A 17,399-nucleotide genomic window follows, 5' to 3' on the forward strand; every position below is an offset into this window, starting at 1 on the left:
TCGTCGGATGATCGTCGCGGCGCTCACGGCCGGCCGCTCACCGCTTCGCCGGGCGCAGCCGCCGGGCCGCGCCCGAGAGCAGGGCCTCGACTTCCGTCAGGCGCAGGGGCCTTGCCAGCACGGCGAACACCGCGACGATCGCGGCCACGCCCGCCGCCGTCGCCACCACGGCTCCCGCCCCGGCGGCTCGGCCGGCCGCGAGGTGGCCGAGCGTCGCGGCGGGCAGCGCGGCCGCCAGCAGCCGGGCGTGGGCGGCGAGAGCGGGTGAGCGTCCCGTCGTCCGGGCGGAGGGCAGCCGCCGGTGCAGGGTGTACGCGGTGAGCGCCCAGCCCGCGAAGAGCGCCAGCGAGTACGCCCCGGCCATGCCGGTGACCGCCCAGCGCGCCGGCAGCAGCAGGTACGCGGCCGTGGACAGGCCCGCGTTGAGCCCGGCGATCAGGAGATTGAGGAGGAAGGGGGTGCGGGTGTCGCGCAGCGCGTAGAAGGCGCGGGAGAGGACGTACTGGCCGGAGAAGGCGATCAGGCCCGGTGCGAAGGCCGTCAGGATGCCGGCCATCACCGCGATGTCGTCGGCGCCGGTCCTGCCGTGCTGGAAGACGGCCGCCGTCACCGGCTGCGCCAGGACGAGGAGCGCGCAGGCCGCCGGGACGACGGCGGCGGCGCTGGTGCGCAGCGCGTACGAGACGTCGCGGCGTACGGCGGCCCCGTCCCCTTCGGCCGCCGACCCGCTCATCCGGGGCATCAGCGCGGTGACCAGCGAGACCGTCACGATCCCGTGCGGCACGGCCCACAGGAGGTAGGCGTTGTTGTACGCGCTGAAGCCCGCGCCGTCGATGCCGAGGTCCACCGCCCGCTGCCCCGCCGCCGTGGCCAGCCGGGTCACGACCCAGTACGCGGCCTGGTTGGTGAGGACCAGCAGCACCAGCCAGCCGGCCGCGCGCATCGGCCTCGTCAGCCCGCTGCCCCGCCAGTCGAACCGGGGCCGCCAGCGGAAGCGGGCGGCGCGCAGGGCGGGGAGGAGCGCGAGGGCCTGGACGGCGATGCCGGCCGTGGTGCCCCAGCCGAGCAGGGCGGTCTCGGCCGGGGTGAGGGCGCCCCGGGAGCCCGTCACGAGGTAGAGCGCGAAGACCGCTGTGACCACGACGTTGTTGAGGACCGGCGTCCACATCATCGCGCCGAACCGGCCGCGCGCGTTGAGGATCTGGCCGAGCAGCGTGAACAGACCGAGGAAGAAGATCTGCGGCAGGCAGTAGCGGGCGAAGGCGACCGTCATGGTGGCCTGCGCGCCCGTGTAGTCGGTGTACGCGCCGACGATCGCGGGCGCCGCGAGGACGGCGCCCGCGGTGATCGCGAGCAGCGCCACCACGCAGACGGTGAGCAGCCGGTCGGTGTACGCGGCGCCGCCGTCCTCGTGCTCCTTGGCGGCCTTGACCAGCTCCGGTACGAAGACGGCGTTGAGGGCGCCGCCGAGCAGCAGCATGTAGACGATGGTGGGGACGGAGTTGCCGACCGCGTAGCCGTCGGCGGTCAGGCCGATGCCGAGGGCCGCCGCGACGACGGCGGACCGTATGAAACCGGTGGCGCGCGAGACCACCGAGCCCGCGGCCATGAGGGCTCCGCTGCGCAGCACGGACGAAGGCGCTCGCCCGGCGAGCGACGTGGCGCTCACCGGCGGGCCAGGTATGCCTGGAAGGCCCGGTACAGCGTGTGGTTGGCAGTGCCGCTCATCGGTGTTTCCCACTCCCCCAGTGTTTCGACGACCTGTCCGCCGGTGCCGAGCTTCCAGCGCAGCAGCCCGTGGCCGCGGTCGTCGGGATCGAGGGTGGAGGGTATCCCGCGCATGTCGTAGACGTCGGCGCCGTGTGCGTGGGCGTCCTGGATCATGCGCCACTGCAGGGCGTTGGAGGGGCGCACCTCGCGCCGGTGATCGGCGGAGGCCCCGGTCTGGTACCAGACCCGGCGGCCCACCGTGATCATCGTGTGGGCGGCGAGGACCTCGCCCCGGTGGCGGGCGAGGTAGAGCTTCATCCGGCCCGGCTCCTCGGCGTTGAGGGTCTCGTACTGCTGCCGGTAGTACGCGAGCGAGCGGCCGAGCCGGAACCCGTCGCGCTCCTCGGTGATCCGCAGCAGCCGGTAGAACTCGGGGAGGTCGGCGGCGCCTCCCACGGCCACCTCGACGCCGGACTTCTGCGCGCGGCGGACGTTGCGCCGCCACTCCTGGTTGAGCCCCCGCCAGAGGTCGTCGGTGGTGCGCCCGGCGAGCGGGACGTGGAAGACGAGACGCGGCTGGGCGTCCCCGTCGCCCTCGCCGCCGGGGCCGTCGCCGCCGCAGCGGCGCCAGCCGCGCGCCCGCAGTCGCTCGGACACGGCGGTGCCGAGGGGGTCGACCTCGCAGGCGAGAACGTCCGGGAGGCGCCGGCCGGGGCCGGTGAGCGACTTGAGCCGGGCGGCGTTCCAGCGGCGGAAGACGGGCGAGGGACCGATGCGTACGGCGAAGACTCCGGCCGCCCGCAGATGGTGCAGCAGCGGGGTGAGCCAGCCGTCCAGGTCCGGATCGTCCCAGTTCGCGTACGGCCCTTCGGGCAGGTAGGCGAAGTACTTGCGGGTGCCGGGGAAGGGGCGGAGCAAGGCCAGCGCGACCCCGGTCAGTCCCTGCGCGCCGGGAGCGCCGGGCCCCTCCCCGGGCCCCCAGCCGATCAGCCGGGGCTGCCACCCCTCCTTGACACCGGCCCAGGACGGGCACTGCAGAAAGCTGGGGCCCGAGGGCTCCGCCGCGCGGGACGCGAGGAACGCGCGGTAGGTATCGGCGGTGACGGGCCCCAGCCGTGTTTCCTGGCCTCGACCGGCCGCCGTCACAAGCAGCGCTGACACAACGTGAGCCTCCGTTTTCCGCCCCCGGTGGGTGGGACGGACAGGAGATTCGCAGCCGTCCGTGATCGTGCCGCACGGCGAATGTGACCGGACGACGACCGTTTCCCTGCAACCGCCGTCACATGGCCGCCGAGACGGTTTCCGGCGTTTTCCGCGGCCTAGAGTCCGGGCATCCCACCTTTCTCCGGAGGCTTCCCTTGAGTCATATACGTGCGCGTTCGGCTGCCGTGGCCGTCGTACTGGGCGCCGCACTCTGCGCCTGCTCGGCCGGCGCCGAAAGCGTCTCGCCGCCGGCCGGCGCGAAACCCGGCGGCGGCCAGGACCGCCCGGCCGTCGTCACCGTGACACCGGACGGCAAGGGCGCGGCCGCCGGGAAGCCGGTCGTGGTCAGGGCGGAGGGCGGCACGCTGTCCTCCGTGACGGTCACCGACGCCGCGGGCAAGCGGCTCACCGGCCGGAAGGCGGCCGGGGAGGCGTCCTGGACGTCGGACCGCAAGGCGGTGCCCGGTACGACGTACACGGTGGAGGCGAAGACCCGCTCCGGGGGCGGCCGGAAGGCCACGGCCAGAAGGTCGTTCACCACCGCCGCCGCGGACCGGGTCAACAAGCTCTCGCTGGCGCCGGGCAAGAACACCACGGTCGGCGTCGGCCAGCCGCTGTCGGTCGTCTTCGACCACCCGGTCGCCCACAAGGCCGACGTCGAGAAGCAGCTCAAGGTCACCACCTCGAACGGCACCGAGGGCTCCTGGGGCTGGATCCGCGACCACTCCGGCAAGGACCGCGCCGACTGGCGCCCCCGGGAGTACTGGAAGGCGGGTACGGAGGTCACCCTCGACGCGCAGCTCAACGGCACCGACTCGGGACGGGCCGGCGGCTGGTTCGTCCGCGACTACCGGACCGGCTTCACCGTCGGCGCCCGCCAGGTCGTACGGGTCGACCTCGACCGCAAGCGGCTCACCCTGGAACGGGACGGGAAGAAGCTGCGGGAGATCCCCGTCTCCGGCGGCACCCCCGGCGGCGACAAGCGGTCCTGGAAGGGCACCGCCGTACTCATGGCGAAGGAGGGCACCATCAACATGCGCTCCGAGACCGTGGGCCTGGGCGACGCCTACGACAAGATGGTCGACCACTCGATGCGTCTGACCTGGTCGGGGATGTACGCGCACGCCGCGCCCTGGAACGCCGCCCACTTCGGCAACGCCAACATGAGCTCGGGCTGCATCGGCATGAGCGATTCCGACGCGGCGTACTTCTACGGCCGGGTCCGGGTGGGCGACCCGTTCGAGATCAAGGGCGCGGACACCAAGGGGACGGTCGCCGAGGGCAACGGCTACGGCGCGTGGAACGTGTCCTGGGAGCGGTGGAAGGCCAAGAGCGCACTGCGCGGCTGACGCGCCGTCAGCCGCTCATCTCCCACAGCAGCACCTCGGCGGGGGCGGCGGCCGCCACCAGCTCCAGGCCGTCCGCCCCGGTGATCCGGGCCGCGTCGCCGGGCCCCAGCTCGTGCTCCCCGAGGCCGAAGCGGCCCCGTACGACATGGACGTACACCAGCGGCGCGTCCGGGACCGCCGTCCGCCCGCCGGCCCCGGGGCGCCGCACGTGCAGCAGCGCGCCGGCCGCCGGCAGGGCGTACGGCGTGGCGTCGGCGATGCCGCGCACGACCTCGTACGAGGGTTCGCCGCCGGGGCCCCGCGGCGCCAGCCACATCTGCACGAAGACCAGCGGTCCCTCGCCGTCGTTGCGCTCCACGTGCCGGACCCCGGCGCCCGAGCTGAGCCGCTGCACGTCCCCGGGGCGTACGACGGTGGAGTGCCCGGCCGAGTCGCGGTGGGTCAGCTCGCCCTCCACCACCCACGTCACGATCTCGGTGTGGCTGTGCGGGTGCTCGTCGAATCCGGCGCCGGGCGCGAGACGCTCCTCGTTGCAGGCGAGGACCGCGCCGAAGCGGAGGTGGTCGGGGTCGTAGAAGTGCCCGAAGGAGAAGGCGTGGAGGGACTCGATGCCGGCGGGGGCGTCGCCCCCGCGGAAGCGGTCCGCGGAGCGCCGTACAGAAATCACAGGGACCACCGTAGCCCCGGCCCGCCGGGCCGCGGTTCCGATAAGGCAGTCTTGTCCCGTGCCCCAACCCGAACCCGATCCTGAGCAGCCCGCCGCGAACGCCGCCCACCCGCACACCGCGACCCTGCGCCGGCTGGAGAAGTCCTCCGGCCGCCTCGCCGCGAACGCGATCGCCCGCATGGACGAGACACTGCCGTGGTACCGGGCCATGCCGCCGGAGAACCGGTCGTGGATCGGCCTGGTCGCCCAGGCCGGCATCGCCGCGTTCACCGAGTGGTTCCGGCATCCCGAGACCCCGCAGGCCATCTCCACCGACGTCTTCGGCACCGCGCCCCGTGAGCTGACCCGGGCGATCACCCTGCGCCAGACCGTCGAGATGGTGCGTACGACGATCGAGGTCATGGAGACCGCGATCGAGGAGGTCGCGGCGCCGGGCGACGAGTCGGTCCTGCGCGAGGCCCTGCTCGTGTACGCCCGCGAGATCGCCTTCGCGACCGCCCAGGTGTACGCGCAGGCCGCCGAGGCCCGTGGCGCCTGGGACGCCCGCCTGGAATCCCTCGTCGTGAACGCGGTGCTGTCCGGCGAGGCCGACGAGGGCGCGGTCTCCCGCGCGGCGGCGCTGGGCTGGAACTCCCCGGAGCACGTCTGCGTCGTCCTCGGCACCGCGCCCGACGGCGACTCCGAGCTGACGGTCGAGGCGATCCGGCGGGCCGCCCGGCACGCCAAGCTCCAGGTCCTGACCGGGGTGCTCGGCAGCCGTCTGGTCGTCATCGCGGGCGGCAGCGACAACCCGCTCCAGGTCGCGAAGGGCCTGATCGGCCCGTACGCGGCGGGCCCCGTGGTCGCCGGGCCCGTGGTCCCGGACCTGCTCGCCGCCACCCGGTCCGCGCAGGCCGCCGCCGCCGGGCTCAAGGCGTGCCAGGCCTGGCAGGACGCCCCGCGTCCGGTCCTCGCGGACGATCTCCTCCCCGAGCGGGCCATCGCGTCGGATCCTGCCGCGCGGGAGCAGCTGGTGGAGGAGATCTACAGACCGCTGGAGGAGGCGGGGTCGGCGCTGCTGGAGACACTGAGCGTGTACCTGGAGCAGGCGAGCAGTCTCGAAGGCGCGGCGCGGATGCTCTTCGTGCACCCCAACACCGTGCGCTACCGGCTCCGACGTGTGACGGACGTCACCGGTTGGTCACCCTCCGACGTCCGTTCCGCGTTCACGCTGCGGATCGCCCTCATCCTGGGGCGCCTGGCCGACGGAGATTCACAGCCCTAGACTTTTGTCGCAATCCAACAATTCCCCCGACGGTTCTTGGTCCCTGTCCCCACGGGCCCGCACAGCCGTCCACAAGAGAGAGTGTGAGGGTGCTCGTACTCGTCGCTCCCGGCCAAGGCGCCCAGACGCCCGGCTTCCTGACTCCCTGGCTCGACCTCCCCGGCGCCGCCGACCGGCTCGCCGCGTGGTCCGACGCCATCGGGCTCGACCTTGTCCACTACGGCACGCAGGCCGACGCGGACGCGATCCGCGACACGGCCGTCGCACAGCCTCTGCTGGTCGCCGCCGGCCTGCTGTCGGCCGCCGCGCTGGACGCCCGTACCGACGTCTCGGCGGTCGCCGGCCACAGCGTCGGTGAGATCACCGCCGCCGCGTACGCCGGCGTGCTCACCGAAGAGGCCGCGCTCGGCTTCGTACGCACCCGCGGCCTGGGCATGGCCGAGGCCGCGGCCGTCACCGAGACCGGTATGTCGGCGCTCCTCGGCGGTGACCCCGAGGTCGTCGCCCCGCACCTGGAGAGGCTCGGCCTGACCCCGGCGAACGTGAACGGCGCGGGCCAGATCGTGGCCGCCGGCACGCTGGAGCAGCTCGCCGCGCTGGAGGCGGACAAGCCCGAGGGCGTACGCCGCGTCGTACCGCTCAAGGTCGCCGGCGCGTTCCACACGCACCACATGGCTCCCGCGGTCACCGAGCTGGGCAAGGCGGCGCAGGACCTGGCCGTCTCCGACCCGGCCGTCACGTACGTCTCGAACGCCGACGGCAAGGCCGTCTCCACCGGCTCCGAGGTCGTCGCACGTCTGGTCAGCCAGGTCTCCAACCCGGTCCGCTGGGACCTGTGCATGGAGACCCTCAAGGAGCTGGGCACCACCGCGCTCATCGAGGTCTGCCCCGGCGGAACGCTGACGGGGCTCGCCAAGCGCGCACTGCCCGGTGTGAAGACGCTCGCGCTCAAGTCCCCCGACGACCTCGACGCGGCCCGCGCGCTCATCGCTGAGCACGCGGCGCGATAGGAGCCCGAGAGCATGTCGAAGATCAAGCCCAGCCAGGGCGCCCCGTACGCGCGGATCATGGGTGTCGGCGGTTACCGTCCGACCCGTGTCGTGCCCAACGAGGTGATCCTCGAGACGATCGACTCCTCCGACGAGTGGATCCGCTCCCGCTCCGGCATCGTGACCCGCCACTGGGCCTCCGACGAGGAGACCGTGGCCACGATGTCGATCGAGGCCGCGGGCAAGGCACTGGCCGACGCCGGGATCACCGCCGAGCAGGTCGACGGCGTCATCGTCTCCACCGTCTCGCACTTCAAGCAGACCCCGGCCGTCGCGACCGAGATCGCGGACAGGATCGGCGCGAACAAGCCCGCCGCCTTCGACATCTCGGCCGGATGCGCCGGCTTCGGCTACGGCCTGACCCTCGCCAAGGGAATGGTTGTCGAAGGCAGTGCGCAGTACGTCCTCGTCATCGGCGTGGAACGGCTCTCGGACCTGACCGACCTGGAGGACCGCGCGACGGCCTTCCTGTTCGGCGACGGTGCGGGCGCGGTCGTCGTCGGCCCCGCGCAGGAACCGGCCATAGGCCCGACCGTGTGGGGTTCCGAGGGCGACAAGTCCGAAACCATCAAGCAGACCGTTCCGTGGTCGGACTACCGCAACGGCGGTGAGGTCGCGAAGTTCCCGGCCATCACGCAGGAGGGCCAGGCGGTCTTCCGCTGGGCCGTCTTCGAGATGGCGAAGGTCGCCCAGCAGGCGCTGGACGCGGCCGGGATCACCGCGGACGACCTGGACGTCTTCATTCCGCACCAGGCGAACATGCGGATCATCGACTCGATGGTGAAGACTCTGAAGCTGCCGGAGCACGTCACGGTCGCCCGTGACGTCGAAACCACCGGCAATACCTCGGCCGCCTCGATTCCGCTCGCGATGGAGCGGCTCCTGGCGACCGGGCAGGCGAAGAGCGGCGACACCGCGCTGGTCATCGGCTTCGGGGCGGGTCTCGTCTACGCCGCGACGGTCGTTACCCTCCCCTAGGCACGTCCGGACCGTTCCGGGCCTGCCGCTTCACCCCATTCCCTCAGCCCAACACGAAGGAGCGCCACAATGGCCTTCACCCAGGAAGAGATCGTCGACGGCCTCGCCGAGATCGTCAACGAGATCGCCGGTATCCCCACCGAGGACGTCCAGCTGGACAAGTCCTTCACCGACGACCTGGACGTCGACTCGCTGTCCATGGTCGAGGTCGTCGTCGCCGCCGAAGAGCGCTTCGACGTCAAGATCCCGGACGAGGACGTCAAGAACCTCAAGACGGTCGGCGACGCCGCCGACTACATCGCGCAGCACCAGGTCTCCAAGGCCTGAGCCTGACATGCGTCTGTCGCCGCCCGGCGGTGGCGCCGTGAAAATTCAGCACCCTCTACACGTGGAGAAAGAATTCCTGTGAGCCCGACCAATCGCACCGTGGTCGTCACCGGTATCGGCGCAACAACACCGCTGGGTGGCGACGCCGCATCGACCTGGGAAGGTCTGATGGCAGGGCGCTCCGGCGTCAAGCCCCTGGAAGGCGAGCGCTTCGCCGAACTTCCCGTCCGTATCGCGGCCCCCGCGGCCGTCGACCCGGGCGACGTACTGCCCCGGCCCCTGGCCCGCAAGCTGGACCGTTCGGCGCAGTTCGCGCTGATCGCGGCCCGCGAGGCGTGGGCCGACGCCGGTTACACCGGCAAGGCGGGCGAGGACGACAAGATCCAGCCCAACCGTCTCGGTGCGGTCATCGCCTCCGGCATCGGCGGCGTCACCACCCTGCTCGACCAGTACGACGTGCTGAAGGAGAAGGGCGTACGCCGCGTCTCCCCGCACACCGTTCCCATGCTCATGCCGAACGGCCCCTCCGCCAACGTCGGCCTGGAGGTCAACGCCCAGGCGGGCGTGCACACCCCGGTCTCCGCGTGCGCTTCCGGCGCCGAAGCCATCGGCTACGCCGTCGAGATGATCCGTACCGGCCGCGCCGACGTGGTCGTCGCCGGCGGCACGGAGGCGGCGATCCACCCGCTGCCCATCGCCGCCTTCGCCAACATGATGGCGATGTCCAAGAGCAACGACGAGCCCCAGAAGGCGTCGCGTCCGTACGACACGGGCCGGGACGGCTTCGTCCTCGGCGAGGGCGCGGGTGTCGTCGTCCTGGAGTCGGCCGAACACGCGGCCGCGCGTGGCGCCCGGGCGTACTGCGAGGTGGTGGGCCAGGGTCTGTCCGCGGACGCCCACCACATCGCGCAGCCCGAGCCGACCGGCCGCGGCATCGCCGTCGCCATGCAGAACCTGATCGACGACAGCGGGCTCAAGCCGTCCGAGATCGTGCACCTCAACGCGCACGCCACCTCGACCCCGCAGGGCGACGTCGCGGAGATCAAGGCCCTGCGCCGGGTCCTCGGTGACGACCTCGACCACGTGGCGATCTCCGCCACGAAGTCGATGACCGGTCACCTGCTCGGTGGCGCCGGCGGCATCGAGACCGTCGCGACGGTCCTGGCGCTGCACCACCGGACGGCTCCGCCGACCATCAACGTCGACGACCTGGACGCCGACGTGGACGCGGACATCGTGCGGGACAAGCCGCGCGCACTGCCCGAGGGAACGATCGCCGCGATCAACAACTCGTTCGGCTTCGGCGGCCACAACGTGGTGCTGGCCTTCCGTACGGTCTGATCCGCACACAGCGGCACGGCGGCACGGACGAAGGTCCTGCCGGGAGCTCGCAGGCTCCCGGCAGGGCCTTCGTCCCGTATGCGGCCCTGTCGCCCCGTCAGACGACCTGGTGGAGCCAGCGGACGGGAGCGCCCTCGCCCGCGTACCTGAAGGGCTCCAGTTCGTCGTCCCACGGCTTGCCGAGCAGCTTGGCGACCTCGGCCTCCAGATCGGTCTCGCCGCCGACCGAACGGGCGAGGGCGGCGCGCAGCCGGTCCTCGGGGATCAGGATGTCGCCGTGCATGCCGGTGACGGCGTGGAAGATGCCGAGTCCGGGCGTGGAGCTGTAGCGCTCGCCCTCCGCCGTGGGGGACGGTTCGGCCGTCACTTCGAAGCGCAGCAGATGCCAGCCGCGCAGGGCGGAGGCGAGTCTGGAGGCGGTGCCCGGCTGGGCCTGCCAGGAGAACTCGGCTCTCCAGGTGCCGGGCGAGGCCGGCTGTCTGATCCAGTCGAGATTGACCCGCACACCGAGTACGCCCGCTACTGCCCATTCGACGTGCGGGCACAGCGCGCGCGGTGCGGAGTGAACGTACAGAACTCCACGTGTCGTCACCGGGACCTCCAGTGTGGGACGAGGTTCGCCTTCCCCAGCGGCCTCGCGCCCGTACCGCCTCTTCCCGGTCGGCTCCCGAGGTTGTCAACAGTAAACAGCATCGGGAGTGAATCTCCTGAAAAGGGACAGTATGTGACGTGATGTAATTTACCGGTGCCCCGGATGGGCGAAGCGCTGCTGGTTCGACGGGGAAAAACTACCGTGCGGCGGCGCCCGGCGGGTGACGTACTGTCGGTCCGGGGTGCCGTGAACACGAAGCTTTCACTCGCCAGGGCGCCCGCACGACGCCACGGAGGGGACCACGGGATGCGGGAGAGCCGTCACAGCCGCCGGCCGCGCGCCGCCGTCGCCACCGCGACAGCGGCACTGCTCGTCCTCCTGGGCGGGCTCGCGGGGTGCGACGCGGGGAACAACGACGCGGACGGGGGCGGCTCGCCGGCGGGGCCGCGGCCCGCTCCCCGGCCCACTCCGGTGTGGGACCGCAGCCCGGCGTCCATCGCCGCCGTCGGGGATTCGATCACGCGCGGTTTCGACGCGTGCGCGGTGCTCGCGGACTGCCCCGAGGTGTCCTGGGCGACGGGTACGGACGCCACGGTGCGCAGCGTGGCGCTGCGGCTGCTCGGCAAGGCGGGTGTGGCCGCGCGTACCTGGAACCACGCGAAGTCGGGGGCGCGGATCGCCGAGCTGCCGGAGCAGATGACGCGGGCTGTCGCGGACGAACCGGAGCTGGTGACGGTCATGGTGGGCGCGAACGACGCCTGCCGCGACGACGTGTCGCACATGACATCGGTGGCTGACTTCCGTACGCACTTCGAGACCTCGGTGAAGAAGCTGCGCAAGGAACTGCCCACGTCGCAGCTGTACGTGTCGAGCGTGCCGGACCTGAAGCGGCTGTGGTCCCAGGGGCGCGGGAACCCGCTCGGAAAGCAGATCTGGGAGCTGGGCCTCTGCCAGTCGATGCTGGGCTCGCCGGACGCGATGGACGCGGCGGCGGTGGCGCGGCGGGAGTCGGTGCGGGACCGGGTCGTCGCGTACAACGAGGTGCTGAAGGACGTGTGCGGGAAGGACGCGCGCTGCCGGTACGACGGCGGGGCGGTCTTCGAGTACCGGTTCACCGGCGCGCAGTTGAGCCCCTGGGACTGGTTCCACCCGAGCAGGAACGGGCAGGAACGGCTGGCGGAGATCGCGTACCGCAACATCACGGCCGAGGAACCCCCGGCGTAGACCGTTCGCATAGGGTTTCGGGTCATGAATGCGGAACTCTTCGGCACGCTCGACGACGGCACGCCCGTCCACCGCTGGGTCCTGGAACGGGACGGGGTGGTGGTGCGCGTCCTGACGTACGGCGGGATCGTCCAGTCGGTGGAAGTACCGGACCGGGACGGGCGGGTGGGCGCTGTCGCGGTCGGGTTCGACCGTCTCGCCGGCTACCTGGAGCGCCCGGAGCCGTACTTCGGGGCGCTGGTCGGCCGGTACGCGAACCGGATCGCGGGCGCGGCTTTCGAGCTGGACGGGCGGACGTACGCCCTGGCGCGCAACAGCGCGCCGGACAACAGCCTGCACGGCGGCGAGCGCGGTTTCGACAAGCGGGTGTGGGACGCGGAGGCGGTGGCCCCGCACGGGGTACGGCTCTCGCGGGTCAGCCCCGACGGCGAAGAGGGCTTTCCGGGGCGGGTCGAGGTCTCGGCGACGTACACACTGGAGGAGGGCGGGGCGCTGCGGATCGCCTACCGGGCGGTGACGGACGCGCCGACCGTGGTGAACCTGACGAACCACACGTACTGGAGCCTCGGGAGCGGCGGCCCGTACGAACTGCGGCTCGCGGCCGGGGCGGTGACTCCGGTGGACGGGGGCGGGATACCGACCGGGGAGATCCGGCCGGTGGCCGGGTCGCGGTTCGACTTCCGTGAGGCGCGGGTGCTCGGGGACGGGTACGACCACAACTTCGTGCTGGACAAGGGTGTGACGGACGAGGCCGAGGTGGTGGGTGAGCTGTACGACCCGGGGTCGGGGCGCGTGGTGACCGTCGCGACGACCGAGCCGGGGGTGCAGGTGTACACGCCGGACGGGTTCGACGGGGTCGCGCTGGAGACCCAGCACTTCCCCGATTCACCGAACCGGCCGGAGTTCCCGGCGGTGGTCCTGCGGCCGGGTGAGGTCTTCGCCTCGGCGACGGTCTACGGGTTCGGGGTGCGGGGGTAGGCGGCGGGTACGGGTCCGGGGCCCCGCGGGGGCTTGTTCCCCGCCCGTCCCTTCCCGAGGCCGGGCCGTCCTGCCCTCCGGTCACGGGAAGAGGCGGGGTGGGGGAACAAGCCCCCGCGGCGGTTCAGTCCTCGATGTCCAGGGTCGCGGTCAGGCGGATGTCGGCGAGGGAACGGCCGGTCCGGACCTCGTACGTGCCGGGGACGAAGGACCAGGAGCCGGTCTCCTCGTCCCAGACCTCGAACGCGCGGCCCGGCAGCGCGATCCGCGCCTCCGCCCACTCGCCCGGCCCCGCCTCGACGCCCGCGAACCCCGCCAGCCAGCGCACCGGGCGCTCCACCGGGTCCGCCTGCGGCGCCAGGTAGACCTGGACGACCTCCCGGCCGGTGCGTGACCCGGTGTTGCGGACCCGGATCCTGGCCGTCGTGGGGGTCACCTCCAGGGACTCGTACTCCCAGGTGGTGTAGCCCAGGCCGTGGCCGAACGCGTACGCCGGGACGGCGCCGGCCCTGTCCCAGGCGCGGTAGCCGATGAACAGGCCCTCGTCGTAGCGCAGTTCGCCCCCCGTCGGCACGACCTGCGTCACCGGTGCGTCGGTGAGGGCGGCCGGCCAGGTGGTGGGCAGCCGCCCGCCCGGCTCGGCGGCGCCGAGCAGCACGTCGGCGAGCGCGGCGCCGCCCTCCTGACCGGGGAACCAGCTGAGCAGTACCGCCGCCACGTCCTCGCGCCACGGCATCTCCACCGGGGAGCCGGAGTTGACGACCACGACGGTGTTCGGGTTGGCGGCGGCCACCGCGCGGACCAGGTCGTCCTGGCGGCCCGGCAGGCGCAGGTCCGTACGGTCGAAGCCCTCCGACTCGACGCGCTCGGTCGTGGCGACCACGACGACCGCCACATCGGCGTCGCGGGCCGCTTCGACGGCCTCGGCGATCAGTTCGTCGGCGTCGCGCCGCGGCGCCCCGTGCAGGAACGAGAACATGACCGCCGGGAGCGGGGCGCCGGCCGTTCCCGTGACGGGGTGGACGAGGGAGACCTCGACCGGCTCGCCCGCGGTGAGGCGGACGCGGCCGCGCTCGGCCGGGGCGCCGAAGAACGCCTCGAAGGGGTCGCCCTCGTCGCCCATTTCCTGGACGCCGTCGTAGAGCACCTCGCCGGCGACGGTCAGCGTGAACGCGCCGAGGCCGCGGGTGCCGAAGGCGTGCTCGCCGCTCTCGCGCGGGGTGAAGGTGCCCCTGACCTCGACGCTGTGGAGTGTCTCGTGGGTGACGCCGTCCGGCAGGTCGTCGCCGATCCACTGCACCTGCCCGCCGGGAAGCGGGCGCGTACCGATGATGCCGCCGGCGGCGTCGCGGCAGACGGCCCGGAGGGCGAACCCCTTGCCGGCGGGGCCGAGTTCGTCGCTGGGGTCGGCCCCGACGGCGTAGGCCGGGGCGGAGTCCGCGAGGGCGGCGGTGAGGCCGTCGAGAGGGGCGACGACCCGCTCGGGGAAGACGGTGGCGGAGCCGCCGCCCAGGATGCGCGCGTCGCGGGCCGCCGCGCCGATGAGGGCGAGCTTGCGGAGCTTGGAGGGGTCGATGGGGAGGGCGTGGTTCTCGTTGCGCAGGAGGACGAACGCGCGGCGGGCCACCTCGCGGGCCAGCGCCTGCCCGTCGATCGCGGCCGGCGGTTCGGTGACGACGGGCGGGGCGCCTTCCAGGGCGCCGACGCGGGCGGCGAGCCGCAGGACGTTGCGTACGGCGCCGTCGACGGCGGACTCGTCGACCTCGCCCGACCTGACCGCGCCGGCGAGCGCCTCGCCGTAGACCGTGGCGGGGCCCGGCATGGCGACGTCGAGGCCGCCTTCGATACCGCCGGTGGTGGAGCGGGCCGCCGTCCAGTCGGAGACGACGAAGCCGTCGAAGCCCCACTCGCCGCGCAGCACCTCGTTCTGGAGGTGGCGGTGCTCGGTCATGGTGACGCCGTTGACCTGGTTGTACGCCGCCATGACGCCCCAGGGGCGGGCGTTCTTGACGATGGCCTCGAAGGGCGCCAGGTACAGCTCGCGCAGGGGGCGGGGGTCGATGACGTTGTCGACGGTGAAGCGGTCGGTCTCGGCGTCGTTGGCGACGAAGTGCTTGACGGTCGTGCCGACGCCGCCGTCCTGGACGCCCTTCACGTAACCCGAGCCGATCTCGCCGGTGAGGTACGGGTCCTCGGAGCAGCACTCGAAGTGCCGGCCGCCGAGCGGCGAGCGGTGCAGGTTCACGGTCGGCGCGAGGAGGACGTGCACACCCTTGCGGCGGGCCTCCTGGGCGAGCAGGCGGCCGACGCGGCGCGCGAGCTCCGGGTCCCAGGTCGCGGCGAGCGCGGTCGGCGACGGCAGCGCGACCGACGGGTCGTCGGCGGTCCAGCGGACACCGCGGACGCCGACCGGGCCGTCGGACATGACCAGGGACTTCAGGCCGATCTCGGGGAGCGCGGGAAGCGACCACATGTCCTGGCCGGCGAGCAGGCGGGTCTTGGCGTCCAGGCCGAGCCTGCCGAGGGCCGCTTCGACGGCCTCCTCGCGCATCCGGCCGGCGTCCTGGGTGGGGGGTTCGACTGCCACGGCGGTACCTCCTCGTCGAAGTCCTGCTGGTGCCTCCATCGTCACGCGTCCACTTGTAGGCCGGTAGGGTTCGTTACCCTTCCGAGATTTACGGGGATGGCGTACCGTCCTGCCAGCACGTACGAGGGGAAGGAACCGGGGCGATGGCCAGGGCCAGGAGCCAGGAGCGGCGGGCGGAGATCCTCCGCGCGGCCCGCGAAGTGATCGCCGAACGCGGCTACCGGGGAGCGTCGGTGAGCGCGGTCGCCGAGCGCGTGGGCCTGACCCAGCAGGGGCTGCTCCACTACTTCCCCACCAAGGAGGCCCTGCTCGTCGCCGTCCTGGAGGAGCGCGACCAGTGGGACACCGGCGGCCCGGGGCGCGGTACCGGGGTCTGGCGGCCGGACCTGCTCGACTCGCTGGTGGAGTACAACGCGATGCGCCCCGGCGTCGTACAGACCTTCTCCGCGCTGCTCGGCGAGAGCGTGACCGATGACCACCCGGCGCGGGAGTTCTTCACTCACCGCTACGCCCAGGTCCGCGGGGACATGGCGGCCGCCCTGCGCGCCGAGTACGGTGACCGGCTGCCCGGCGGGCTGACGCCGGAACGGGCGGCGCCGCTTCTGGTGGCGGTCATGGACGGGCTCCAGTACCAGTGGCTGCTCGATCCGCAGGAGGTGGACATGCCGGCCGCCTTCCGCGACTTCCTCTCCCTCCTGCGGCGCGAGCCCGCCCCGTAGCGCACGGCGCAGGTGTACCGGGATACTTCCGCCACCCGACGGAAGGATCACCCGTGTCCCCGATACGCCCGGCACGTCTCCGGCGCCACGCACTCGGCGTCGCGTTCCTCACGCTCGTCCCCCTCCTCGGGGCGCTGCCCGCCACGGCGGCGGAGCCGGTGTCGGTGGATCCGGCCACCGTCGAGGAGCAGCGGCTGGAACGGGCCGCGCCGCAGGAGATCCTGCGGCGCAGCGGATTCGACACCGTGGCGGCGGACTTCGGGAGGACGCTGAGCGGTGCGCGGTCGTACGCCGCGGCCGAGCGGACCGTCGTACGGCACGGATCGCGGCTGTGGCAGCGCGCCGTGGACCGGGCGCAGGGGCGGGGCCCGGCGGAACACGGAGGGCGCGAAGCGCTTTCCCGGAAGGACGGTGGCGGGCGACGGGCGGACCTGAGCCGGGACGACGACCGGCCGCTGTACTGGGCGCGGCTGGGCATGACCCGCGAACTGCGGCAGTGGCAGGCGCCGTTCGGGCTCTCCGGTGCGGCGCGGGCGAAACTGCTGGACCGGCTGGAGCGGTCGTCGCGCGGCCAGGACACGATCCGCTTCCCGGCGACGCAGACGGCGGCAGCGGGCAAGGGCATGAAGCGGGTGCTCGTCACCGGCTTCGACCCGTTCACGCTGGACCGGGACGTGCGGATCAGCAACCCGTCGGGTGCGACAGCGCTCGCGCTGGACGGCACGGTGGTACGGACCGCCGCCGGCCCCGCGCGGATCGAGACGGCCGTCTTCCCGGTCCGCTGGCAGGACTTCGCGGACGGCACGGTCGAGCGCGCCCTGCGCCCGCACCTGCCGCACCTCGACCTCTTCACCACCGTCAGCCAGGGGCGGGCCGGCCGGATCGACGTCGAACGCTTCAACGGGGCCTGGCGCGGCGGCTTCCCGGACAACGAGAACGTCTCGCGCACGGAGACCGTTCCGATGGCCGATCCCGCCTCGCAGCCGCAGTGGACGGCGACCACGCTCCCGTACCAGGAGATCGTGGCCGCGGACACCGGCCGCTTCCCGGTGTACGACAACACGTCGGTGACCGAGATCCCGGCGGGCGCGACCGCCCCCGTGGTCCGCCCGGACGGCCCGACCGCGGGCTCGGCCGCCCGCGCGGGCGGGGGCGGCGACTACCTCTCCAACGAGATCGCGTACCGGGCGACGCTGCTGCGCGACCGCCTCGGGCTGAAGGAACTGCCCGGCGGGCATGTGCACACGCCGGTGCTGCAGTTCGGTGCGGGCAACACGACCGAGGTGACCGACCCCGCGTTCGTACGCAACCGGCTGGACATCGTCGCGCAGGTGCGGGCGATCGTGACGGTGGCGGCGGGCACGCCGTAGCGGAGGCGGCCGGCGCGCCGTGGCGGAGGCCCGCGGGCGGG

15 protein-coding genes are annotated in these 17,399 nt (G+C 72.9%); 10 read left to right on the plus strand and 5 right to left on the minus strand.

Features of this window, described 5'->3' with window-relative positions; all coding sequences use genetic code 11:
• Positions 1–37 precede the first annotated feature (37 nt).
• Both murJ and ACWD0Y_RS19265 read right to left on the minus strand, forming a co-directional pair.
• Positions 38–1,669 (minus strand): murein biosynthesis integral membrane protein MurJ, encoded by a 1,632-nt coding sequence (gene murJ / locus ACWD0Y_RS19260; RefSeq protein WP_450261533.1) that lies wholly within the window; start codon positions 1,667–1,669, stop codon positions 38–40.
• The gene (locus ACWD0Y_RS19265; RefSeq protein WP_450261534.1) at positions 1,666–2,871 is read right to left on the minus strand and encodes a lipid II:glycine glycyltransferase FemX; all 1,206 of its coding nucleotides are present in this window, start codon (positions 2,869–2,871) and stop codon (positions 1,666–1,668) included. Before ACWD0Y_RS19265 ends, murJ begins: the two co-directional genes overlap by 4 nt.
• A gap of 197 nt (positions 2,872–3,068) precedes the next feature.
• Between ACWD0Y_RS19265 and ACWD0Y_RS19270 the strand changes: the two genes are divergently transcribed.
• Entirely contained in the window at positions 3,069–4,262 is a 1,194-nt protein-coding gene (locus ACWD0Y_RS19270; RefSeq protein WP_450261535.1) for an Ig-like domain-containing protein, read from the plus strand.
• A gap of 7 nt (positions 4,263–4,269) precedes the next feature.
• On the opposite strand, the gene ACWD0Y_RS19275 is transcribed toward ACWD0Y_RS19270, so the two are convergent.
• Positions 4,270–4,929, minus strand: a complete 660-nt coding sequence (locus ACWD0Y_RS19275) for a pirin family protein (protein WP_450261536.1) — start codon at positions 4,927–4,929, stop codon at positions 4,270–4,272.
• A gap of 58 nt (positions 4,930–4,987) precedes the next feature.
• Here ACWD0Y_RS19275 and ACWD0Y_RS19280 point away from each other — a divergent pair, with 58 nt between their 5' ends.
• From ACWD0Y_RS19280 to fabF, 5 genes are all read left to right on the plus strand, one after another.
• Positions 4,988–6,193, plus strand: coding sequence for a PucR family transcriptional regulator (locus ACWD0Y_RS19280; protein WP_450261537.1), 1,206 nt, complete (start codon positions 4,988–4,990; stop codon positions 6,191–6,193).
• A gap of 89 nt (positions 6,194–6,282) precedes the next feature.
• Positions 6,283–7,203 carry an ACP S-malonyltransferase gene (locus tag ACWD0Y_RS19285; RefSeq protein WP_450261538.1) on the plus strand — a complete coding sequence of 307 codons (921 nt, stop codon included), beginning with the start codon at positions 6,283–6,285 and terminating at the stop codon, positions 7,201–7,203.
• Between the two features lie 12 nt (positions 7,204–7,215).
• A complete protein-coding gene (locus ACWD0Y_RS19290; protein WP_450261539.1) occupies positions 7,216–8,220 on the plus strand; it encodes a beta-ketoacyl-ACP synthase 3 in 1,005 nt (334 codons plus the stop codon).
• Between the two features lie 69 nt (positions 8,221–8,289).
• On the plus strand, positions 8,290–8,547 hold the full coding sequence (locus tag ACWD0Y_RS19295) for an acyl carrier protein (RefSeq protein WP_093800999.1): 258 nt from the start codon (positions 8,290–8,292) through the stop codon (positions 8,545–8,547).
• Positions 8,548–8,625: 78 nt separating this feature from the next.
• Positions 8,626–9,888 carry a beta-ketoacyl-ACP synthase II gene (fabF, locus tag ACWD0Y_RS19300; RefSeq protein ID WP_450261540.1) on the plus strand — a complete coding sequence of 421 codons (1,263 nt, stop codon included), beginning with the start codon at positions 8,626–8,628 and terminating at the stop codon, positions 9,886–9,888.
• 97 nt (positions 9,889–9,985) lie between these two features.
• Here the strand turns inward: fabF and ACWD0Y_RS19305 are convergent, their stop codons facing one another.
• Positions 9,986–10,480: a DUF3145 domain-containing protein gene (locus ACWD0Y_RS19305; RefSeq protein WP_093800997.1), complete on the minus strand. Its 495-nt coding sequence runs from the start codon at positions 10,478–10,480 to the stop codon at positions 9,986–9,988.
• A 306-nt stretch (positions 10,481–10,786) separates the two neighbouring features.
• Here ACWD0Y_RS19305 and ACWD0Y_RS19310 point away from each other — a divergent pair, with 306 nt between their 5' ends.
• Both ACWD0Y_RS19310 and ACWD0Y_RS19315 read left to right on the plus strand, forming a co-directional pair.
• Positions 10,787–11,704: an SGNH/GDSL hydrolase family protein gene (locus tag ACWD0Y_RS19310; protein WP_450261541.1), complete on the plus strand. Its 918-nt coding sequence runs from the start codon at positions 10,787–10,789 to the stop codon at positions 11,702–11,704.
• A gap of 24 nt (positions 11,705–11,728) precedes the next feature.
• Positions 11,729–12,682 carry an aldose epimerase family protein gene (locus tag ACWD0Y_RS19315; RefSeq protein ID WP_450261542.1) on the plus strand — a complete coding sequence of 318 codons (954 nt, stop codon included), beginning with the start codon at positions 11,729–11,731 and terminating at the stop codon, positions 12,680–12,682.
• Between the two features lie 124 nt (positions 12,683–12,806).
• On the opposite strand, the gene ACWD0Y_RS19320 is transcribed toward ACWD0Y_RS19315, so the two are convergent.
• Positions 12,807–15,233: a beta-glucosidase gene (locus ACWD0Y_RS19320; RefSeq protein ID WP_450261563.1), complete on the minus strand. Its 2,427-nt coding sequence runs from the start codon at positions 15,231–15,233 to the stop codon at positions 12,807–12,809.
• A gap of 179 nt (positions 15,234–15,412) precedes the next feature.
• Between ACWD0Y_RS19320 and ACWD0Y_RS19325 the strand changes: the two genes are divergently transcribed.
• The gene (locus ACWD0Y_RS19325; RefSeq protein ID WP_450261543.1) at positions 15,413–15,988 is read left to right on the plus strand and encodes a TetR/AcrR family transcriptional regulator; all 576 of its coding nucleotides are present in this window, start codon (positions 15,413–15,415) and stop codon (positions 15,986–15,988) included.
• A gap of 53 nt (positions 15,989–16,041) precedes the next feature.
• Complete coding sequence (locus ACWD0Y_RS19330; protein WP_450261544.1) at positions 16,042–17,358, plus strand: pyroglutamyl-peptidase I family protein; 1,317 nt, start codon at positions 16,042–16,044, stop codon at positions 17,356–17,358.
• Positions 17,359–17,399: the final 41 nt, after the last annotated feature.

The organism is Streptomyces altiplanensis (genome assembly GCF_053591575.1).

What these genes read in the sequence shown, in the direction of transcription:
- ACWD0Y_RS19320 (WP_450261563.1), bottom strand. Translation starts at nt 15,233, where the DNA reads ATGCGCGAGGAGGCCGTCGAAGCGGCCCTCGGCAGGCTCGGCCTGGAC.
- ACWD0Y_RS19325 (WP_450261543.1), top strand. Translation starts at nt 15,413, where the DNA reads ATGGCCAGGGCCAGGAGCCAGGAGCGGCGGGCGGAGATCCTCCGCGCG.
- ACWD0Y_RS19290 (WP_450261539.1), top strand. Translation starts at nt 7,216, where the DNA reads ATGTCGAAGATCAAGCCCAGCCAGGGCGCCCCGTACGCGCGGATCATG.
- ACWD0Y_RS19310 (WP_450261541.1), top strand. Translation starts at nt 10,787, where the DNA reads ATGCGGGAGAGCCGTCACAGCCGCCGGCCGCGCGCCGCCGTCGCCACC.
- ACWD0Y_RS19315 (WP_450261542.1), top strand. Translation starts at nt 11,729, where the DNA reads ATGAATGCGGAACTCTTCGGCACGCTCGACGACGGCACGCCCGTCCAC.
- ACWD0Y_RS19295 (WP_093800999.1), top strand. Translation starts at nt 8,290, where the DNA reads ATGGCCTTCACCCAGGAAGAGATCGTCGACGGCCTCGCCGAGATCGTC.